At 71.2% G+C, this 16,101-nt stretch carries 19 protein-coding genes; 8 read left to right on the top strand and 11 right to left on the bottom strand.

The genetic code is table 11. The annotated features are described in order from the left end of the window. Positions 1 to 106: 106 nt before the first annotated feature. Positions 107 to 1,390 carry an ion channel protein gene (locus ACFVYS_RS13500; RefSeq protein WP_389501694.1) on the top strand — a complete coding sequence of 428 codons (1,284 nt, stop codon included), beginning with the start codon at positions 107 to 109 and terminating at the stop codon, positions 1,388 to 1,390. Positions 1,391 to 1,420: 30 nt separating this feature from the next. Next, the gene (locus tag ACFVYS_RS13495) at positions 1,421 to 2,827 is read left to right on the top strand and encodes a glutamate decarboxylase (protein ID WP_389501693.1); all 1,407 of its coding nucleotides are present in this window, start codon (positions 1,421 to 1,423) and stop codon (positions 2,825 to 2,827) included. Between the two features lie 7 nt (positions 2,828 to 2,834). Here ACFVYS_RS13495 and ACFVYS_RS13490 read toward each other — a convergent pair whose 3' ends face one another. From ACFVYS_RS13490 to ACFVYS_RS13470, 5 genes are all read right to left on the bottom strand, one after another. Beyond that, positions 2,835 to 3,596 (bottom strand): ABC transporter permease, encoded by a 762-nt coding sequence (locus ACFVYS_RS13490; RefSeq protein ID WP_389501692.1) that lies wholly within the window; start codon positions 3,594 to 3,596, stop codon positions 2,835 to 2,837. Then, the gene (locus tag ACFVYS_RS13485) at positions 3,593 to 4,564 is read right to left on the bottom strand and encodes an ATP-binding cassette domain-containing protein (protein WP_389501691.1); all 972 of its coding nucleotides are present in this window, start codon (positions 4,562 to 4,564) and stop codon (positions 3,593 to 3,595) included. Before ACFVYS_RS13485 ends, ACFVYS_RS13490 begins: the two co-directional genes overlap by 4 nt. Positions 4,565 to 4,645: 81 nt before the next feature. After that, positions 4,646 to 5,287, bottom strand: a complete 642-nt coding sequence (locus tag ACFVYS_RS13480; RefSeq protein WP_389501690.1) for a PadR family transcriptional regulator — start codon at positions 5,285 to 5,287, stop codon at positions 4,646 to 4,648. A 97-nt stretch (positions 5,288 to 5,384) separates the two neighbouring features. Next, entirely contained in the window at positions 5,385 to 6,845 is a 1,461-nt protein-coding gene (locus tag ACFVYS_RS13475; protein ID WP_389501689.1) for an aldehyde dehydrogenase family protein, read from the bottom strand. 122 nt (positions 6,846 to 6,967) lie between these two features. Next, positions 6,968 to 7,792 carry a helix-turn-helix domain-containing protein gene (locus ACFVYS_RS13470; protein WP_389501806.1) on the bottom strand — a complete coding sequence of 275 codons (825 nt, stop codon included), beginning with the start codon at positions 7,790 to 7,792 and terminating at the stop codon, positions 6,968 to 6,970. 374 nt (positions 7,793 to 8,166) lie between these two features. Here ACFVYS_RS13470 and ACFVYS_RS13465 point away from each other — a divergent pair, with 374 nt between their 5' ends. Continuing rightward, positions 8,167 to 8,652 carry an ATP-binding protein gene (locus tag ACFVYS_RS13465; RefSeq protein ID WP_028807289.1) on the top strand — a complete coding sequence of 162 codons (486 nt, stop codon included), beginning with the start codon at positions 8,167 to 8,169 and terminating at the stop codon, positions 8,650 to 8,652. Between the two features lie 145 nt (positions 8,653 to 8,797). Here the strand turns inward: ACFVYS_RS13465 and ACFVYS_RS13460 are convergent, their stop codons facing one another. The 5 genes from ACFVYS_RS13460 to rpmG all read right to left on the bottom strand — a co-directional run bounded on the left by ACFVYS_RS13460 (position 8,798) and on the right by rpmG (position 11,796). Further along, on the bottom strand, positions 8,798 to 9,016 hold the full coding sequence (locus ACFVYS_RS13460) for a DUF397 domain-containing protein (protein ID WP_052183895.1): 219 nt from the start codon (positions 9,014 to 9,016) through the stop codon (positions 8,798 to 8,800). A gap of 960 nt (positions 9,017 to 9,976) precedes the next feature. Continuing rightward, entirely contained in the window at positions 9,977 to 10,213 is a 237-nt protein-coding gene (rpsR, locus tag ACFVYS_RS13455; protein ID WP_389501688.1) for a 30S ribosomal protein S18, read from the bottom strand. Between the two features lie 3 nt (positions 10,214 to 10,216). Continuing rightward, positions 10,217 to 11,356: a CobW family GTP-binding protein gene (locus ACFVYS_RS13450; RefSeq protein WP_389501805.1), complete on the bottom strand. Its 1,140-nt coding sequence runs from the start codon at positions 11,354 to 11,356 to the stop codon at positions 10,217 to 10,219. A 2-nt stretch (positions 11,357 to 11,358) separates the two neighbouring features. Then, the gene (locus tag ACFVYS_RS13445) at positions 11,359 to 11,622 is read right to left on the bottom strand and encodes a type B 50S ribosomal protein L31 (RefSeq protein WP_389501686.1); all 264 of its coding nucleotides are present in this window, start codon (positions 11,620 to 11,622) and stop codon (positions 11,359 to 11,361) included. Positions 11,623 to 11,631: 9 nt separating this feature from the next. Next, a complete protein-coding gene (rpmG, locus tag ACFVYS_RS13440) occupies positions 11,632 to 11,796 on the bottom strand; it encodes a 50S ribosomal protein L33 (protein WP_389501684.1) in 165 nt (54 codons plus the stop codon). A 74-nt stretch (positions 11,797 to 11,870) separates the two neighbouring features. Between rpmG and rpmB the strand changes: the two genes are divergently transcribed. From rpmB to ACFVYS_RS13420, 4 genes are all read left to right on the top strand, one after another. After that, entirely contained in the window at positions 11,871 to 12,107 is a 237-nt protein-coding gene (gene rpmB / locus ACFVYS_RS13435) for a 50S ribosomal protein L28 (RefSeq protein ID WP_389501682.1), read from the top strand. Continuing rightward, positions 12,107 to 12,412: a 30S ribosomal protein S14 gene (rpsN, locus tag ACFVYS_RS13430; RefSeq protein WP_389501680.1), complete on the top strand. Its 306-nt coding sequence runs from the start codon at positions 12,107 to 12,109 to the stop codon at positions 12,410 to 12,412. Before rpmB ends, rpsN begins: the two co-directional genes overlap by 1 nt. A gap of 142 nt (positions 12,413 to 12,554) precedes the next feature. After that, positions 12,555 to 13,082, top strand: coding sequence for a hypothetical protein (locus ACFVYS_RS13425; RefSeq protein ID WP_389501678.1), 528 nt, complete (start codon positions 12,555 to 12,557; stop codon positions 13,080 to 13,082). Positions 13,083 to 13,313: 231 nt separating this feature from the next. Next, positions 13,314 to 13,859 carry a DUF4232 domain-containing protein gene (locus ACFVYS_RS13420; protein WP_389501676.1) on the top strand — a complete coding sequence of 182 codons (546 nt, stop codon included), beginning with the start codon at positions 13,314 to 13,316 and terminating at the stop codon, positions 13,857 to 13,859. 71 nt (positions 13,860 to 13,930) lie between these two features. Here the strand turns inward: ACFVYS_RS13420 and ACFVYS_RS13415 are convergent, their stop codons facing one another. Next, entirely contained in the window at positions 13,931 to 15,148 is a 1,218-nt protein-coding gene (locus ACFVYS_RS13415; RefSeq protein ID WP_389501674.1) for a DUF2786 domain-containing protein, read from the bottom strand. Positions 15,149 to 15,239: 91 nt separating this feature from the next. On the opposite strand from ACFVYS_RS13415, the gene ACFVYS_RS13410 reads away from it, so the two are divergent. Then, positions 15,240 to 15,980 carry a Clp protease N-terminal domain-containing protein gene (locus ACFVYS_RS13410; protein WP_389501672.1) on the top strand — a complete coding sequence of 247 codons (741 nt, stop codon included), beginning with the start codon at positions 15,240 to 15,242 and terminating at the stop codon, positions 15,978 to 15,980. The last annotated feature ends 121 nt before the right edge of the window (positions 15,981 to 16,101 follow it).

Genomic DNA, 16,101 nt, shown 5'->3' with positions numbered 1-16,101 from the left:
TACGTGCTCCACGGTGCGTCCTCACGCCGCGTGAGGTGCAAGGGGATCCCGCCTCGTCCGCCACCGCCCGGATGTCATGTCCGCTTTGCCCGCTTATCGTGAGCCCGTGGCCCAGGACACCGCACAGCAGCCGCCCAGCGTTCCGGCGACCCCGGTACGCACCCTGCTGCCGTCGATCCTGCCCGCCCTCGCCATCGGCGTGCTGGCGAGCCTGATGCTCCTGTTGGTGGAGGGGGCGGCCGAGCAACTCCAGCACGTGCTGTGGCAGAACCTCCCGGACGCGCTGGGCGTGGGCCGGTACTCCGTGCTCTGGATGATGGTCATGCTCACCATGACGGGCGTGCTGGTGGGGCTGGTGGTGTGGAAGGTGCCGGGGCACGCCGGTCCCGACCCGGCCACGATGGGGCTGGACGCGCGCGTGCTGCCGCCCGTGGTTCTCCCCGGGCTGCTGGTGGCGACCGCGCTGATGCTGGCGGGCGGACCCAGCCTGGGCCCGGAGAACCCGATCATCGCCGTGAACGTGGCAGTCGTCTTCTGGCTGGGCCACCGGTTCCGGCCGAAGGCGCCGGGCGCGGTGTGGGTGATGCTCGCGGAGGCGGCGACCATCGGCGCGCTGTTCGGTACGCCGGTGGCGGCGGCGCTGCTGATCTCCGAGGCGTTGGCGGGACGGCAGACCAAGGGGCCGCTGTGGGACAGCGTGTTCACACCGCTGGTCGCCGCCGCGGCCGGCGCGATGACGACCACCCTGGTGGACCATCCGAGCTTCGACATGCACCTGCCCCCGTTCGGACAGCCCGGCTGGGACGACCTGCTGGCGGCGATCGTGGTCGCGTCGGCGGGCGCGGTGCTCGGCATGTGCGGCGTGTACGCCTTCCCGTACCTGCACGGCGCCTTCGCGCGGCTGCGGCACCCGATGCTGATCCTCCCGGCCGGCGGGGTCGTGCTGGGGCTGCTGGCGGCCCTGGGCGGCCATCTGACGCTCTTCAAAGGGCTGGACGAGGTCGCGGAGCTCTCCGCAGACCCCGACGGCTGGACGGCCGGACAGTTCGCCACGATGACGGTGGTGAAGATGGCCGCGCTGGTCGTCGCCGCGACCTCCGGATTCCGGGGCGGGCGGATCTTCCCGGCCGTGTTCGTGGGCTCCGCCCTCGGTCTCACCGCCCATGCGCTCGTGCCGGGCGTCCATCCGGCGGTGGGCGTGGCCACCGGGGTGCTGGGCGTCCTCCTGGCCATCACCCGGCAGGGCTGGGTGAGCCTTTTCGTCGCCGCCGCCCTGGTCGCCTCGCCGTCGATCATCGCCCTGCTCTGCATCGCCTCGCTGCCGGCCTGGCTGCTGGTGACGGGGCGGCCGCAGATGCAGTTGCGCGCGGACGGAACCTCGGTCCGCTGACACCCGTTCCATCCATCAGGAGGCACTCCCATGGCGCTGCACAAAGGTCCCGAGAAGTCCGACGAGCGGCCCCTGTCCGTGAACCCCTTCTACGGCGAGGCCGATCCGGTCAGCGGCATGATCGAGGCGCCGCCCAAGCACCGGCTGCCGGACGGCCCGACGCCACCGTCGGCGGCGTACCAGCTGGTGCATGACGAGCTGATGCTGGACGGCAATTCCCGGCTCAACCTGGCCACCTTCGTCACCACCTGGATGGAGCCGCAGGCCGGTGTCCTGATGGCGGAGTGCCGGGACAAGAACATGATCGACAAGGACGAGTACCCGCGCACCGCCGAACTGGAGCGGCGCTGCGTGGCGATGCTCGCCGACCTGTGGAACGCGCCCGACCCGTCGGCGGCCGTGGGCTGTTCGACGACCGGGTCGAGCGAGGCGTGCATGCTCGCCGGGATGGCGATGAAACGGCGGTGGGCGCAGCGCAACGCCGACCGCTACCCGGGTGCCCGGCCCAACCTCGTGATGGGCGTCAACGTCCAGGTCTGCTGGGACAAGTTCTGCAACTTCTGGGAGGTGGAGGCCCGCCTGGTCCCCATGGAGGGCGAGCGCTTCCACCTCGACCCGCAGGCCGCGGCCGAGCTGTGCGACGAGAACACCATCGGCGTCGTCGGCATCCTCGGCTCCACCTTCGACGGCTCCTACGAACCGATCGCGGACCTCTGCGCGGCCCTCGACGCCCTTCAGGAGCGCACCGGACTCGACATCCCGGTGCACGTGGACGGCGCGTCCGGCGCGATGATCGCCCCCTTCCTCGACGAGGACCTGGTGTGGGACTTCCGCCTCCCGCGGGTGGCCTCGATCAACACCTCCGGGCACAAGTACGGGCTGGTGTACCCGGGTGTCGGCTGGGCGCTGTGGCGTGACAAGGAGGCCCTGCCGGAGGAGCTGGTCTTCCGGGTGAACTACCTGGGCGGCGACATGCCGACCTTCGCCCTCAACTTCTCCCGGCCGGGCGCCCAGGTCGTCGCGCAGTACTACACGCTGCTGCGGCTGGGCCGCACGGGTTACCGGGCGGTGCAACAGACCACGCGGGACGTGGCCCGGGGCATCGCCGAGCGGGTGGAGGCGCTCGGCGACTTCCGGCTCCTCACCCGGGGCGACGAGCTGCCGGTGTTCGCCTTCACGACGGCCCCGGGCGTCGACTCGTACGACGTCTTCGACGTGTCACGGCGGCTGCGCGAGAGCGGCTGGCTGGTACCGGCGTACACGTTCCCGCCGAACCGGGAGGACCTGTCCGTCCTGCGGGTGGTGTGCAGGAACGGCTTCTCGGAGGACCTCGCCGACATGTTCGTGGAGGACCTGTCCCGGCTGCTGCCGGAACTCCGTCGGCAGTCGGCACCGCGGACCCGGGACAAGACCGCGGCGACCGGCTTCCACCACTAGCCGCCCCTCAGCGGCTCATGCGGGCGAACTTCCGGACCGCCAGGGGGAAGAAGACCGCCAGCAGGGCCAGTGGCCAGGCGACGGCCACCCACAGGTGGGCCGGGTCTGCGCCCGAGCCGCCGAACAGGTCGCGTACCGCGGTCGCCGTCCGGGACATCGGGTTCCACTCGACGGCGATGCCCAGCCAGCCGGGCATCGCCGCGGGTGCGGCCAGGGCGTTGGAGAGGAAGCCGACCGGCCAGACCAGGATCTGCACGGCCTGCACCATCTCCGGTTTGCCGGCCACCAGCGCCAGATGGATGCCGATCCACAGCATCGCGAAGCGGAAGAGGAGGAGCAGGCCCACGGCGGCCAGGAAGGCGCCCGGCCCGCCCTGGGGCCGCCAGCCGAGCGCGAGGCCGACGACGATCAGCACCGCCAGGCCCACGGCCGACTGGAGCATGTCGGCCGCCGAACGGCCCACCAGGACCGCGCCGTCGGCCATCGGCATGGCGCGGAACCGGTCGATGACGCCCTTGCCGAGGTCCTGGGTGACGGCGAGCATGGTGCCCTCCAGGCCGAAGGCCATGGTGAGCGCGAGCATGCCGGGCATCAGGTAGTCGAGGTAGTCGCCGCTCACCCCGCGGCCGCCGCCGACCAGGTAGCCGAACATCAGCAGCAGCATCACGGGGAAGACGAGCCCGACGACCAGCCGGCCCGGCTGCCGTGCCCAGTGGGCGAGTTCACGCCGCGTCATGGTCCAGGAATCGATCAGCGCGTACGTACTCACACGGTCTCCTTCGTACGGTCGTCCTGCCCGGTCAGGTGCAGGAACACCTCGTCCAGCGTGGGGCGGCGCAGGGCCACGTCCTCCGCCTCGATCCCGGCCTCCTCCAGGGCGCGGACGACGGCGGAGAGGGCGGCCATGCGGTCGGTGACCGGGGCGCTGAGCAGCCGGCGGTCGGGGTCGACGGTGACGTCCTGCGTGGACAGGGGCAGCAGTGCGAGGGCCGCGCCCAGCAGGCCCGCGTCGCGCAGGACGACGTCGATGCGGTCGCCGCCGGTCAGCGCCTTCAGCTCGTCCGCCGTGCCGTCGGCGATCACGCGGCCCCGGTCGACGACGGAGATCCGGTCGGCGAGCTGGTCGGCCTCCTCCAGGTACTGGGTGGTGAGCACGACCGTCGTCCCGCCGCCGACCAGCGAGCGGACCGCGGACCACACCTCGGCGCGCCCGCGCGGGTCGAGGCCGGTGGTCGGCTCGTCCAGGAAGAGCACCTCCGGGTCGGTGCCGTGTCGGGTGCCGATGAGGGAGGCGGCCAGGTCGAGGCGGCGGCGCATGCCTCCGCTGTAGGCGCGGACCGGCTTGCGGCCGGTGGCGGTGAGGTCGAAGCGCTCCAGGAGTTCGTCGGCGCGCACGCGCGCGTGGCGGGCGCCCAGGTGGTGGAGTCGGCCGAACATCTCCAGGTTCTGGCGGCCGCCCAACTCCTCGTCGAGGGCGGCGTGCTGGCCGAGCAGTCCGATGCGCAGGCGGACCTCCCCGGCGTGGCGCACGACGTCGTGGCCGGCCACCTCGACGCGTCCGGAGTCCGGCCGCAGCAGCGTGGACAGGATCCTGACCAGGGTCGTCTTGCCCGCGCCGTTCGGCCCGAGCACCCCGTGCACGGTGCCGCGGGCCACCGTGAGGTCGAGCCCGTCCAGTGCCTGTGTGTCGCCGTACCTCTTGCGTACGTCTTCGACGGTGATCGCCGTGTCGGCCACGAAAGCCCCCCAGATCCATCCACTAATCAAACTTGATTACTGAGCCAAAGTAACGCCGCGAACCAGGCTCGTCAAACTTGATTAGCGGGCGTCTCCCGGATGCCGCTCATCCGTGGCGTACGGGTTCTCCTCGCCCTCGGCGAGGACGCCGACGAACGGCTCGCCCTCCCCCGCGAAGGTGTACGCGCCGCGCTCGATCCGCGCGATCAGGCCCCGCGTCCAGGTGGCCTCGGCGTCGGCCGTGTGGATCCAGAGGTTCATGATCTCCCCGATGTGGCCCAGTTGCTCCGGCCCGTCCGCGGGGACGTAGTGCTCGGTGACGGCGGAGCGCCACTCCTCGATGCCGTGGATGCGCTCCTTCAGGAGCGACACGGCCTCCGCGCGCGGGAGGTCGACCACGAAGCCGATGGCCGCCGACTTCACGTCCGTCTTCTGGTCGTACGAGGTCAGCGCCTCGCGCAGCAGCCTGAAGAACTCCTCGGTGCCGGCCTCGGTGATCTCGTACTCGGTGCGCGGCGGGCCGCCCGCGGTGGACGGGGCCGTCTCGTGCTCGCGCAGCAGCCCCTGCTTCGCCATCTGCTTCAGGGCGTGGTAGATCGAGCCCGGCTTGGCGTTGGACCACTCGTGGGCGCCCCAGTACTCCAGGTCGCCGCGCACCTGGTAGCCGTGGGCCCGCCCGTGCTGACGCACGGCGCCCAGCACGAGAAGACGGATCGCTGACATGCGCCCAGGTTATGGCGTGGCGGACACGCGCCCGTCAGGTGCCCGGGCGCATGTCCGCCGTACTGCCGAGGTGCCGGCCCTCAGGGGATCGGACGGCTCAGAACGGGAAGCCGCTGCGGCCGTGCTGGACCGAGATCCACTTCGTGGTGGTGAAGGCCTCCAGCGTCGTCTCGCCGTTGAGGCGGCCGACGCCGGAGTTCTTCTCGCCGCCGAAGGGGACGATCGGCTCGTCGTGGACGGTGGCGTCGTTGACGTGGAACATGCCGGTGACGATCTGCTTGGCGAAGGCGACGCCCCGCTCGATGTCGGCGGTGTGGACGGCGCCGCTGAGGCCGTACGGCGTGTCGTTGGCGATACGGACCGCCTCCTCCTCGCCGTCGAAGGTGTTGATGAAGACGACCGGGCCGAAGACCTCCTGCTGGAGCAGGGCGGAGTCGGCGGGCAGATCGGCCAGTACGGAGGGCTCGACCAGGTTGTCCGTGGTCGTGCCGTGCAGCAGGGCGGTCGCGCCCTCGGCGATCGCCTGCTCGACGGCGCCGGTCACGGCCTCCGCCTGCTGGGAGTTGATCACCGGGCCGATGGCGGTCTGCGGGTCGCGCGGGTCACCGGCCTTGAGGGTCTTCACCTTGGCGACGAACTTCTCGGTGAACTCGTCCGCGAGCGAGCGGTCGACCAGGATGCGGTTGGCGGCCATGCAGACCTGGCCCTGGTGGACGAAGCGGCTGAAGACGGCCGCGTCGACCGCGTAGTCGACGTCGGCGTCGTCGAGGACGACGAAGGCGCTGTTGCCGCCGAGCTCGATGATGGACCGCTTGAAGTGCGAGGCGGCGACGGTGGCGACATGGCGGCCGACCTTGTCGGAACCGGTGAAGGAGATGACCCGCGGGATCGGGTGCTCCAGGAAGGCGTCGCCGATCTCGGCGATGTCGGTCACGACGACGTTCAGCAGACCCGGAGGCAGACCGGCGTCCTCGAAGAGCTTGGCGATCACGGTGCCGCCGGCGATCGGGGTGTTCTGGTGCGGCTTGAGCACCACACCGTTGCCGAGGGCCAGCGCGGGGGCGACGGACTTCAGCGACAGCAGGAAGGGCACGTTGAACGGGCTGATCACACCGACGACACCGACCGGCTCCCGGTAGACGCGGTTCTCCTTGCCGTCGATCGGCGAGGGCAGGATGCGGCCCTCGGGACGCAGCGCCAGGTGGATCGACTCGCGCAGGAACTCCTTGGCGAGGTGCAGCTCGAAGGCTGCCTTGCCGAAGGTGCCGCCGGCCTCGGCGACGAGGACCTCGCTGATCTCCGCCTCGCGCTCCTCGACCAGCCGCAGCACCTTCTCGAAGACCGAGCGGCGGGCGTAGGCGTTGGTCGCGGCCCACTGCTTCTGGACGCGGGCGGCGGCGCGGTAGGCGTCGTCGACCTCCTCGACCGTGGCTATGGTGATCGAGGCCAGCTTCTCGCCGTCGTAGGGGTTGAAGTCGATGATGTCCCAGGACCCGGTCCCCGGACGCCACTTACCGTCGATGTACTGCTGGGCCAGGTCAGTGAAGTAGGACGTCATGTGATCCCTCAATCCCCTGCTGCGATCGGCTGCGATCGATCGGCATCACGATCTGATCACACGTCATCGTACGGAAGTTTCAAGGGAGTTGGGGCCGATCCGAGAGGCGCCTGGGGGAATCCCTAGGAGAGCTGGATCAGTCCGCGCAGGATGTCCCGGCTCTCGTCCGGCCCGGGGCTGTCCTGCTGGAGCTCCTTCAGTGCCTGCTCGTACTGCGCGACGTCCTCGCGCTTGTCGAGGTACAGGGCGCTGGTGAGCTGCTCCAGGTAGACGACGTCCTGGAGGTCGGACTCCGGGAAGCTCAGGATGGTGAAGGCGCCGGACTCGCCGGAGTGCCCGCCGAAGCTGAACGGCATCACCTGGAGCCGCACGTTGGGACGCTCGGAGATCTCGATCAGATGCTGGAGCTGGCCGCGCATCACCTCGCGGTCGCCGTACGGCCGGCGCAGCGCCGCCTCGTCGAGGACGATGTGGAAGTCGGGGGCGCTCTCGGCGACGAGGTACTTCTGCCGCTCCAGACGCAGCGCCACCCGCCGGTCGATGTCGGCCGCGTTCGCGCCCTTCATGCCCCGGCTGACGACCGCGTGGGCGTACGCCTCGGTCTGGAGCAGGCCGTGCACGAACTGGACCTCGTACGCCCGGATCAGCGCGGCCGCGCCCTCCAGGCCGACGTAGGTGGGGAACCAGTTGGGCAGGACGTCCGAGTAACTGTGCCACCAGCCCGCCACGTTGGCCTCACGGGCGAGTCCGACGAGCGCCTGGCGCTCGGTGTCGTCCGTGATGCCGTACAGCGTCAGCAGGTCCTCCACGTCCCGGGTCTTGAAGCTCACCCGGCCCAGCTCCATCCGGCTGATCTTCGACTCCGAAGCCCTGATCGAGTAACCGGCCGCCTCGCGTGTGATGCCGCGTGCCTCACGCAGTCGCCGTAGTTGCGAACCGAGCAGCATCCGCCGCACCACCGATCCGGGCTCTCCCGCGCTCACGTTCGCCAGCCTCCCCAACCGTCTTAGGGGCCGCAGTCTGCCACTAAAACACTTCGAGCAGTACTCGTCCGATTACAGAGATGGAAAGAAGACAAAGGATACGTACAGCGCGACGCGAGCGAACAGTGAGGGGAAAGCAAGAGAAGTGGCTCTGATGGGCGAGAAGTTGGCGGAAAAAATGGCCAAGAAGCGGTACGGGCGGGTCCATTTCGGTCACGTGCACGTGCATCTGCCCTTGCATCCGCAGTGCGCATCGGAAACCATGGTCTCGCGCCACCGCTGCATCGCAACGACCGCGAATCCCGGGAGTGCCTCGCATGGGGACGAATGGATCGACCATGCTCGAGCCGTTACGGCAGGGCCTTCCGCCGCTGGATCCCGCGGCCGTGTCCAACGCCGCCTCGTGCGCCCTGCCCGCCCGCTTCGAAGCGGTGCGCGAAGCCCGGCAGTTCACCAAGCGGACCCTCGGCCAGTGGGACGTCGGCGACCGTTTCGACGATGTCTGTCTGGTTGTCTCGGAGCTGGTGACCAACGCCCTGAGACACGGGCTCTCCTCCGACGACGTCCCGCACGTACCGGACCGGCAGCATCCGCCCGTGCGGCTGCACCTGATGCGGTGGACCGAACGGCTCGTGTGCGCGGTGCGCGACCCCAGCCGGGAGAGTCCGCTGCCCCGCGAGAGCGACGACTTCTCGGCGGAGTCGGGCCGCGGCCTGTTCCTCGTCGACTCCTTCGCCGACAGCTGGGGCTGGCACCCGCTCTCCGGCAGCCTGGGCGGCAAGGTCGTCTGGGCGCTCTTCCGGCTGCACACGCCCGCCGAATGACGAACCGCGGCGCGCTCTGACGCCGCGGTTCTACGCGCGTTGCCCACCGTTTTCGCGCGACAAGTCCGAAATCCGGGTGCGCGCGGAGCAGAGACGGAGGAGAGGGACAGCGCGGCCGAGGAGAGGGCGAGGGCGTCGAGGGACGTCAGCTCGCGATCAGGTGATCGAACTCGCCGTCCTTGATACCAAGCAGCATCGCCTCGATCTCCGCGCGGGTGTAGACGAGCGCGGGACCGTCGGGGAAGCGCGAGTTGCGCACGGCCACGTCACCGCCCGGCAGCCGTGCGAACTCGACGCAGGAACCCTGCGAGTTGCTGTGCCGGCTCTTCTGCCAGGCAACCCCGTACAGCTGTGTGGCCGTCATGCCGTTGTACACGTCGTGCCCCCCGTCAACGTGGTGGTCCACAGGTCGCTCCCTGGTGGTGCACTGGCTCGTGTGGCCATTGGTGCCGTGGTCAACTGTCCCGGATCATAACCCCGTTCACGTGCAGACGCGTGAGCAGATGCACGTGCACGCGCGGTGCCTGCCTGGTTACAGCTTTGACGCCCGCTTTACCCGGCGTTCCGCCCCGCACGTCCGGGTCGGCGGTCGACGTCGGGTCCACGTGAAAGTCGTCCGGATCGAACTACTCCTGCACTAGGAACAGACGCGTGGCACGGCCGTCCTGTTCCGTCGACACGGGAACGGATCGGCTGCCGGGGGCCGGTGTGTGGCGGTGGGGCCGTCCCGGCAGGAGGGGTTCCGGCGGATGCGCGTCATCCGCTCGGCACGGTGGGACGCCCCTCCGGATACGGCTCCGCCCGGAGTGCGCCGATCCCGCGGGGCGGCGGCCGACGCGTCGGCCGGGCACGTCTCCGGCGCCCCGGCCACCGCCGAAACCCCCCGGCACCTGTCCGTCCGAGGACGACTCGACCGGTCCGTCGCCCCGCCCGGAACCGGAACATCCCGGGCGACGACGATCAGCGGCGACAAGCCGCCGCCCCCGCGCACGACATTGAAGTCGGCCGCGAGGGTGGGACGGAGACGGCCCGACGCCGTAGCGACGCCTCGGCTCCCAGTTGGGCCGACGGCCGCTTCGAACGGCCAGGGCGAGTAGACGGTGTACGTGAATCCGCTCATACGGGTGAGGGGCGAGCCGTACGGAGACAGCGGGCCCGGAAGTACTCCTGGAGCTACTCCCGGGCGGGGCGCGAGTGGACGGGGAGGGCGCGTACAGGACAGCCGCGGGAGGGGGCTGTGGTGGGTCGGCGCGGGCGGTGGGGCGGGGCGGGTCAGCGGGTGGGGGCGGGGCGGTGGGTGGGGCGGTTCGCGGGGGGGGGTGGGTCAGTGGGGGGTGGTGTACGGGAGGAGGGCCATTTCCCGGGCGGTTTTGATCGCTCGGGACAACTGGCGTTGCTGCTGGGCGGAGATGCGGGTGATCCGGCGGCTGCGGATCTTGCCTCGGTCGGAGAGGAACTTCCGCAGGAGGTCGGTTTCCTTGTAGTCGATGTACGTGATCTTGGCCTGGTCGAGCGGGTTGGGGCGGGACCTGGCGGGCCGGTGCTCGGTCTTGCGGGGCATGGGTCAGACCTCCAGGAGGGTGTCGAAGGCGGGCGGCAGCCGCTTCCAGGCGGCCCGGCCGGCGGCGTACTCGGCGTCGGTGAGCAGGCAGGACTCCAGAAGGTGCGCCAGGCCGTCCCGGTCCAGGCCGGGGGACGTGAAGACCAGGTGCTGGCAGCAGTCGCCGTGCTCGGGGTGCCAGTCCAGCGCGGCGGCGGCGCGGCGCACCGGCGGGACCATGTCCCAGGCCGCGTCGGGCAGGGACGCCAGCCACGGACCGGCCGACTCCACGCACAGCGCTCCCCCGGCCGCGTCCCAGTGGAGCAGGACGTCGGGTTTGTCGGCGAGCCAGAACCGGCCCCGGCTGCGGGCGGCCGCGCAGGTCAGGTCCTCCAGCGCCGCGTACAGCCGCTCCGGGTGGAACGGGCGGCGCCGGTGCCAGACGAAGGTGCTCACCCCGTGCGCGTCGGCCTCGGCGGGCAGCAGCGCGCAGGCCGGGTGCTGGGCGGCGGCGGCCGACTCCACGTCGAAGCCGGCCAGCGCCGCCCGGGCGAGAGCCGACCGCGCGTCCGCCCGGCCGGCCGCCCCGATCCGGACCTGTCGGGCCGTCGGATGCAGCTGCGCCAGCAGCTCGCGGTCCTCGTCGTCGGCCTCCTCGGAGTCGACGACGGCCAGCACGGGCGCGTACTCCAGCTGGCGCGCGAAGGTGTCGGCGACCGTGCGCCGGTCGGTGGCCGCCGCGGCGAGACCGCACTCGGCGAGGTCGTCGCCATTGCCGAGGCAGGGCAGGAGCAGCGCCGGATCGACGGCGGTGACGACGCCGGTGACCGTGAGCCCGCCGGCCACGACCACCTCGGCCATGGCCTTGGGCTCGACGGAGTCCCACAGTTCGACGACCGCGAGACGCGTGCCGTCGTCGGCGAGGCGGCGCAGCTCGGGGACGAGATCCTCGCGCAGGGCGCAGCAGGCGCAGTCGTTGGCCAGGGGCGCCTCACCGGCGGAGAGGATGCCGGTGGCGTCGCCGATGGTCCGTACCACCGTGCCCGCCACGGCCGTCGAGAGGTCGTGGTGGAGGACGACGCTGTCCGGGACGTCGGCGAGCAGACGTGCGACCGTCGTCCGGCGGGCGTCGGCGTGCAGCCCGCCGACGATCACGACCGACATGTTCACGCCCCGCCCCCCTTCCCGTAGCGGCGCTCGAAGCGCTCGACCCGGCCGGCCGTGTCCAGGACGCGGGCGGTGCCGGTGTAGAAGGGGTGGCTGACGTAGGAGATCTCGACGTCGACGACGGGGTAGGTGTTGCCGTCCTCCCACTCGACGGTCTTTCCGGCCGTCGTGGCGGTCAGCGTCGAGCGGGTGAGGAAGGCGTGGTTCGCGGCGCGGTCACGGAAGACGACGGGACCGTAGGCCGGGTGGATTCCCTTGCGCATGGCGGTGGTTCAGCGCTCCTCTCGGAAGTCGACGTGCCGGCCGACGACGGGGTTGTACTTGCGCAGGGTCATACGGTCCGGGTCGTTGCGGCGGTTCTTGCGGGTCACGTAGGTGAAGCCCGTTCCCGCCGTGGACCGGAGCTTGATGACCGGGCGGAGTTCGTTGCGTGCCATGCTGCTACCTTACTGAAAATGAATTCCATTAGCGCTATCGCCCCTGGCATCGCCCGAGGAGAGGTACGTCACCCGTGTCCGCGCACTGCATGCTGACCGGCGCCCAGCCGGGCTTCGGCAACCGCATCTCCCACTCCCACCGGCGCACTTCGCGCCGCTTCGACCCCAACGTCCAGTCCAAGCGCTACTGGCTGCCGAGCGAGAGCCGGCACGTGCGGCTGCGGTTGAGCACGAAGGGCATCAAGACCGTCGACACGATCGGCGTCGAGGCGGCCGTGGCACGCATCCGCGCGCGGGGGGTGCGGATCTGATGGCGAAGAAGAGCAAGATCGCGAAGAACGGCAGGCGGCAGGAGACCGTCGCGCGGTACGCGGCGCGGCGGGCCGAGCTGAAGGAGATCATCCGGCGGCCGGCGTCGACGGACGCGGAACGGGATGCTGCACAGCGGGAGTTGCGCGCCCAGCCGCGGGACGCGAGCGCGACGCGCGTACGCAACCGGGACCAGGTGGACGGGCGCCCGCGCGGGTACTTCCGGACGTTCGGGCTGTCCCGGGTGAGCCTGCGGGAGCAGGCCCACGCCGGACATCTGCCCGGGGTCCGGAAGTCGTCCTGGTAGGTCACAGGCCACCCCCAGTGTTCTGCGGGGGCTTGCTGGTAACTTGCTGCGGTCCCTTACCGGTCCGTACGGCCTCACGGTCCGTGCGGGCCACGGTCCGTGCGGTCGACCCGGTCGGCCGGCTACAGCTTGGGAGCTTGCAGTGACTTCGGCGATCTTCACGCGGAGCGCGTCCCGACGGCCGGTGCGGGCCACGGCCGTTGCCGTGGCCGCCACACTGGCGGGCGTACTCGTGCTGACGGGGTGCAGTGACGACGGGGGGTCCGACGACGGCTCCTCGGCGACGCCCACGACGGCGACCGGGGGCACGGGCGGTGCGACGGACTCCGCGTCCGCCTCGTCCTCCGTCTCCGCCTCCGGCGAACTGGAGGGCAGTTGGCTCGCCACGACGGACGGCAAGGCCGTGGCCCTGATCATCACCGGCAAGCAGGCCGCCCTCTTCGTGACCGGCGGGACCGTGTGCAGCGGGACCGCCGGCGAGGAGGCGGGCATGCAGATGATCCACCTCAAGTGCACCAGCGGGACGGACGACCGGACGACCGGCATGGTCGACTCCGCCGACGCGAAGTCCCTGAAGGTCACCTGGTCGGGTGCGGTCGGCAAGGAGACGTTCGCCAAGGCGGAGGGCGGCCAGTGGCCGTCGGGGCTGCCGTCGTCCGGGCTCGGGTAGTCCGGAAGTCCTCTCGGGGGTCTGAACTCTCGGGGGTCTGAAGGTGACTCAGGTGGTTCTGGAGGGCCTCGGAAGGCTTTGGTCGGGAGGCGCTCGGCAGGCTCCGCGCGGCCTGGAACGGCTCGGGCGGGCCCGGTAGCGAAGCGGTCACGAGAGCGGGGGCGCGCGACACGTGCACGCGCGCGTGCGTGATGATCCTTCGAGCACCGTCACGAACCCTAGGGATCACTCATGCGCGCCGTTCCCCTCACCGTCACCGCCCTCGCCGCGGCCCTGCTCCTCACCGCCTGCGGAGGCGGGGACGACAGCGGCTCCGACACCGACGCGAGCAAGGCCTCCGAATCGACCCCCTCCACCGGCGGCGCCTGCGCCGCCGGTGACCTCGGCCAGGACGTCGGCCCCGTCAACGCCGCTCCCGCCGCCGGTGACAGCGGCAACGTCACCGTCACGCTCACCAACAAGGGCGCGGAGTGCACCCTGAACGGCTTCCCCACCGTCGACCTCACCTCCGACGGCGCCTCCGCGACCGTCCCGAAGGACGAGGCCGCCGAGGCGCAGGCGCTGACCCTCCCGGCTCAGGGCACCGCCACCTTCACGATCACCTACGTGCGCGGCGAGGACGGCGGCGACCAGAGCCTCGCCGTCAAGACGGTGAAGTACGGCCTGCCGGGCGGCTCGGCCGACCAGAGCTTCCCCTGGACGTACGGCGATGTCGCCCTCAAGAGCGGCAAGGTGCCGGACGCGACGGTGAGCGCCTTCCAGCAGGCGGGCGACTGATCCACCAGGCACCAGGCACCAGGCACCGGGCACCGGCCCCCGCCCGGGGGGTGACACGGCACCCGCGGCCCTCACGGCAGCCGTGGGCGGGACCGCATCCGGGCCCGGTCCGCCGCTTCGGCGCCCTCGGTCCAGCCCGCCTCGTCGGTGACTCCGCGCAGGCGGGTGGAGACCGTTGCCGGGAACATCCGGTCCGTCGCGGCGGTGACCGCGACCTCGCGGGAGGCGAGCACCGGCAGCAGCTCCTCGGTCACCTGGGTCTCGGCGGCGGCGGTGACCTCGCCCAGACGGGTGCCGATGCGGTGGGCGTAGGCGGCGAGGAAGGACTGCCGGAAGGTCTTGGTCCGCCTGCGGCCGCCGGCCCGCTGGGCCGCCTCCGCCTTCGCCATCGCGGACTGCGCCTGCACCAGCAGCGAGGTGTAGAGCAACTCCACCGCCTCCAGATCGGCCTCGAAGCCGACGACCGTGGAGAAGGCGAAGGGTTCGTTCCACACCGCCCGGCAGTGGTTAGCGTCGGCGACCGCGTGCAGCAGCACCGCCTTCGCCTGCTCGTACGGCGGCTCGACGCCGATCCGGCAGGCGCCCGGCGCGTCCGGGGCCGGCGCCTGGGCGTCGAGCAGCGCCTCGTCGACGCTGTGCCGGGCCATCAGCTCCTGCGCCTTCGCCGTGAGCGCCTCCGCCTCCTGCGGGAACCCGGTCGCCTCGGCCTTGGCGAGCAGCGCGCGGATGCGGGTGAGCATGCGGGAATGCGCGCCCGGGCGGGACTGCCGGTGCGGTGCGGATTCCTGGAGGGGTTCGAGGGCGGGCAGGCGCAGCAGCAGGCGGTAGAGCTCCAGGACCGTGGTGGCGTACGAGAAACGGTCGATGGCGGGCGCGGGCGGAGTGTCGTCGGACAGCTCCGCCAGCTGGGCCGCCCAGCGCCGCCCACGCGCCCGGTCGTCACGCGCCTGCGCGCGGATCAGCTCCGTCACCAGGCCGACGTGGACGTCGTCCAGCTCGCGCCGTACGAACCGTACGAGGTCGGCGGGCTGCCAGCCCCGCCGCCAGGCTCCCGCCACGAACTCCTCGCCCCGCCGGGCCAGTTCGGTGTCCGCCGCACGGTCGGCGGCGAGGAGCGAGGCGCCGGTGTCGAGGGTGGCGTCGGCGGTGTCGTAGAGCGCGGCCCGGAAGGCGCGTTCGACGGTGGCGGACGGGCCACCGGACGAGTCGCCTGCCGGGTCGTCGGACGGACCGCCGGACGAGTCGCCTGCCGGGTCGCCGCTCGGGCTGCTGTGGTGGGTGCTGCTCACCGGTCGATCGTGTCACGGAGCGCGGCGCCGAAGCCCACGGGAGTGACAACCTCGGGTTGACACTCCCCCACTGTCAACCTACGGTTGACATATGACGTCTCCACGACCCGCGACCACCTCGTCCGTCCGTCTCGACGACCTCATCGACGCCATCAAGAAGGTCCACAACGAGCCGCTCGACCAGCTCCAGGACGCCGTCATCGCCGCCGACCACCTGGGCGACGTGGCGGACCATCTCATCGGCCACTTCGTCGACCAGGCCCGTCGCTCGGGTGCCTCCTGGACCGACATCGGCCGGAGCATGGGCGTCACCCGGCAGGCCGCCCAGAAGCGGTTCGTGCCGAAGGAGTCGGCCGACCTCGACGCGAGCCAGGGCTTCACCCGCTACACCCCCCGCGCGCGGAGCGCGGTCATGGCCGCGCACCACGCGTCCAAGACCGCCGGCAACGCCGAGGGGCTGCCCGCGCACCTCGTCCTCGGCCTGCTCGCCGAGCCGGAGGCCCTCGCGGCGAAGGCGATCGTCGAGCAGGGCGTCTCCCTGGACACGGTCCGCGAGGCGGCGACCGCCGCACTCCCGCCCGCCGTGGCGGAGGCGCCCGAGCTGGTCCCCTACGGCCCGGACGCCAAGAAGGTCCTGGAACTCACCTTCCGCGAGGCGCTCCGCCTCGGCCACAACTACATCGGCACCGAGCACATCCTGCTGGCGCTGCTGGAGTTCGAGAACGGCGAGGGCGTCCTCAGCGGCCTCGGCGTCGACAAGCCCGGCACGGAGCGGTACGTCGCCAGGGTCCTGGCCGCGATCTCGGTGAATCAGGAACAGGAGCAGGAGTAGTTCTCCGGGAGCAGGAATAGCTCTCCAGGAGCAGGAGTGGTTGTCCGGGAGCAGGAATAGCTCTCCAGGAGCAGGAGTAGCTGTCCGGGCCGTTGTCAGACCCCCCTGCCACACTCGCGGT

Origin of the sequence: Streptomyces sp. NPDC058295 (genome assembly GCF_042880655.1) — a bacterium.
Lineage (GTDB): Bacteria > Actinomycetota > Actinomycetes > Streptomycetales > Streptomycetaceae > Streptomyces > Streptomyces coriariae.
The sequence above is the reverse complement of the archived record's forward strand: the minus strand, read 5'-3'. Positions and strand labels throughout refer to the sequence as shown.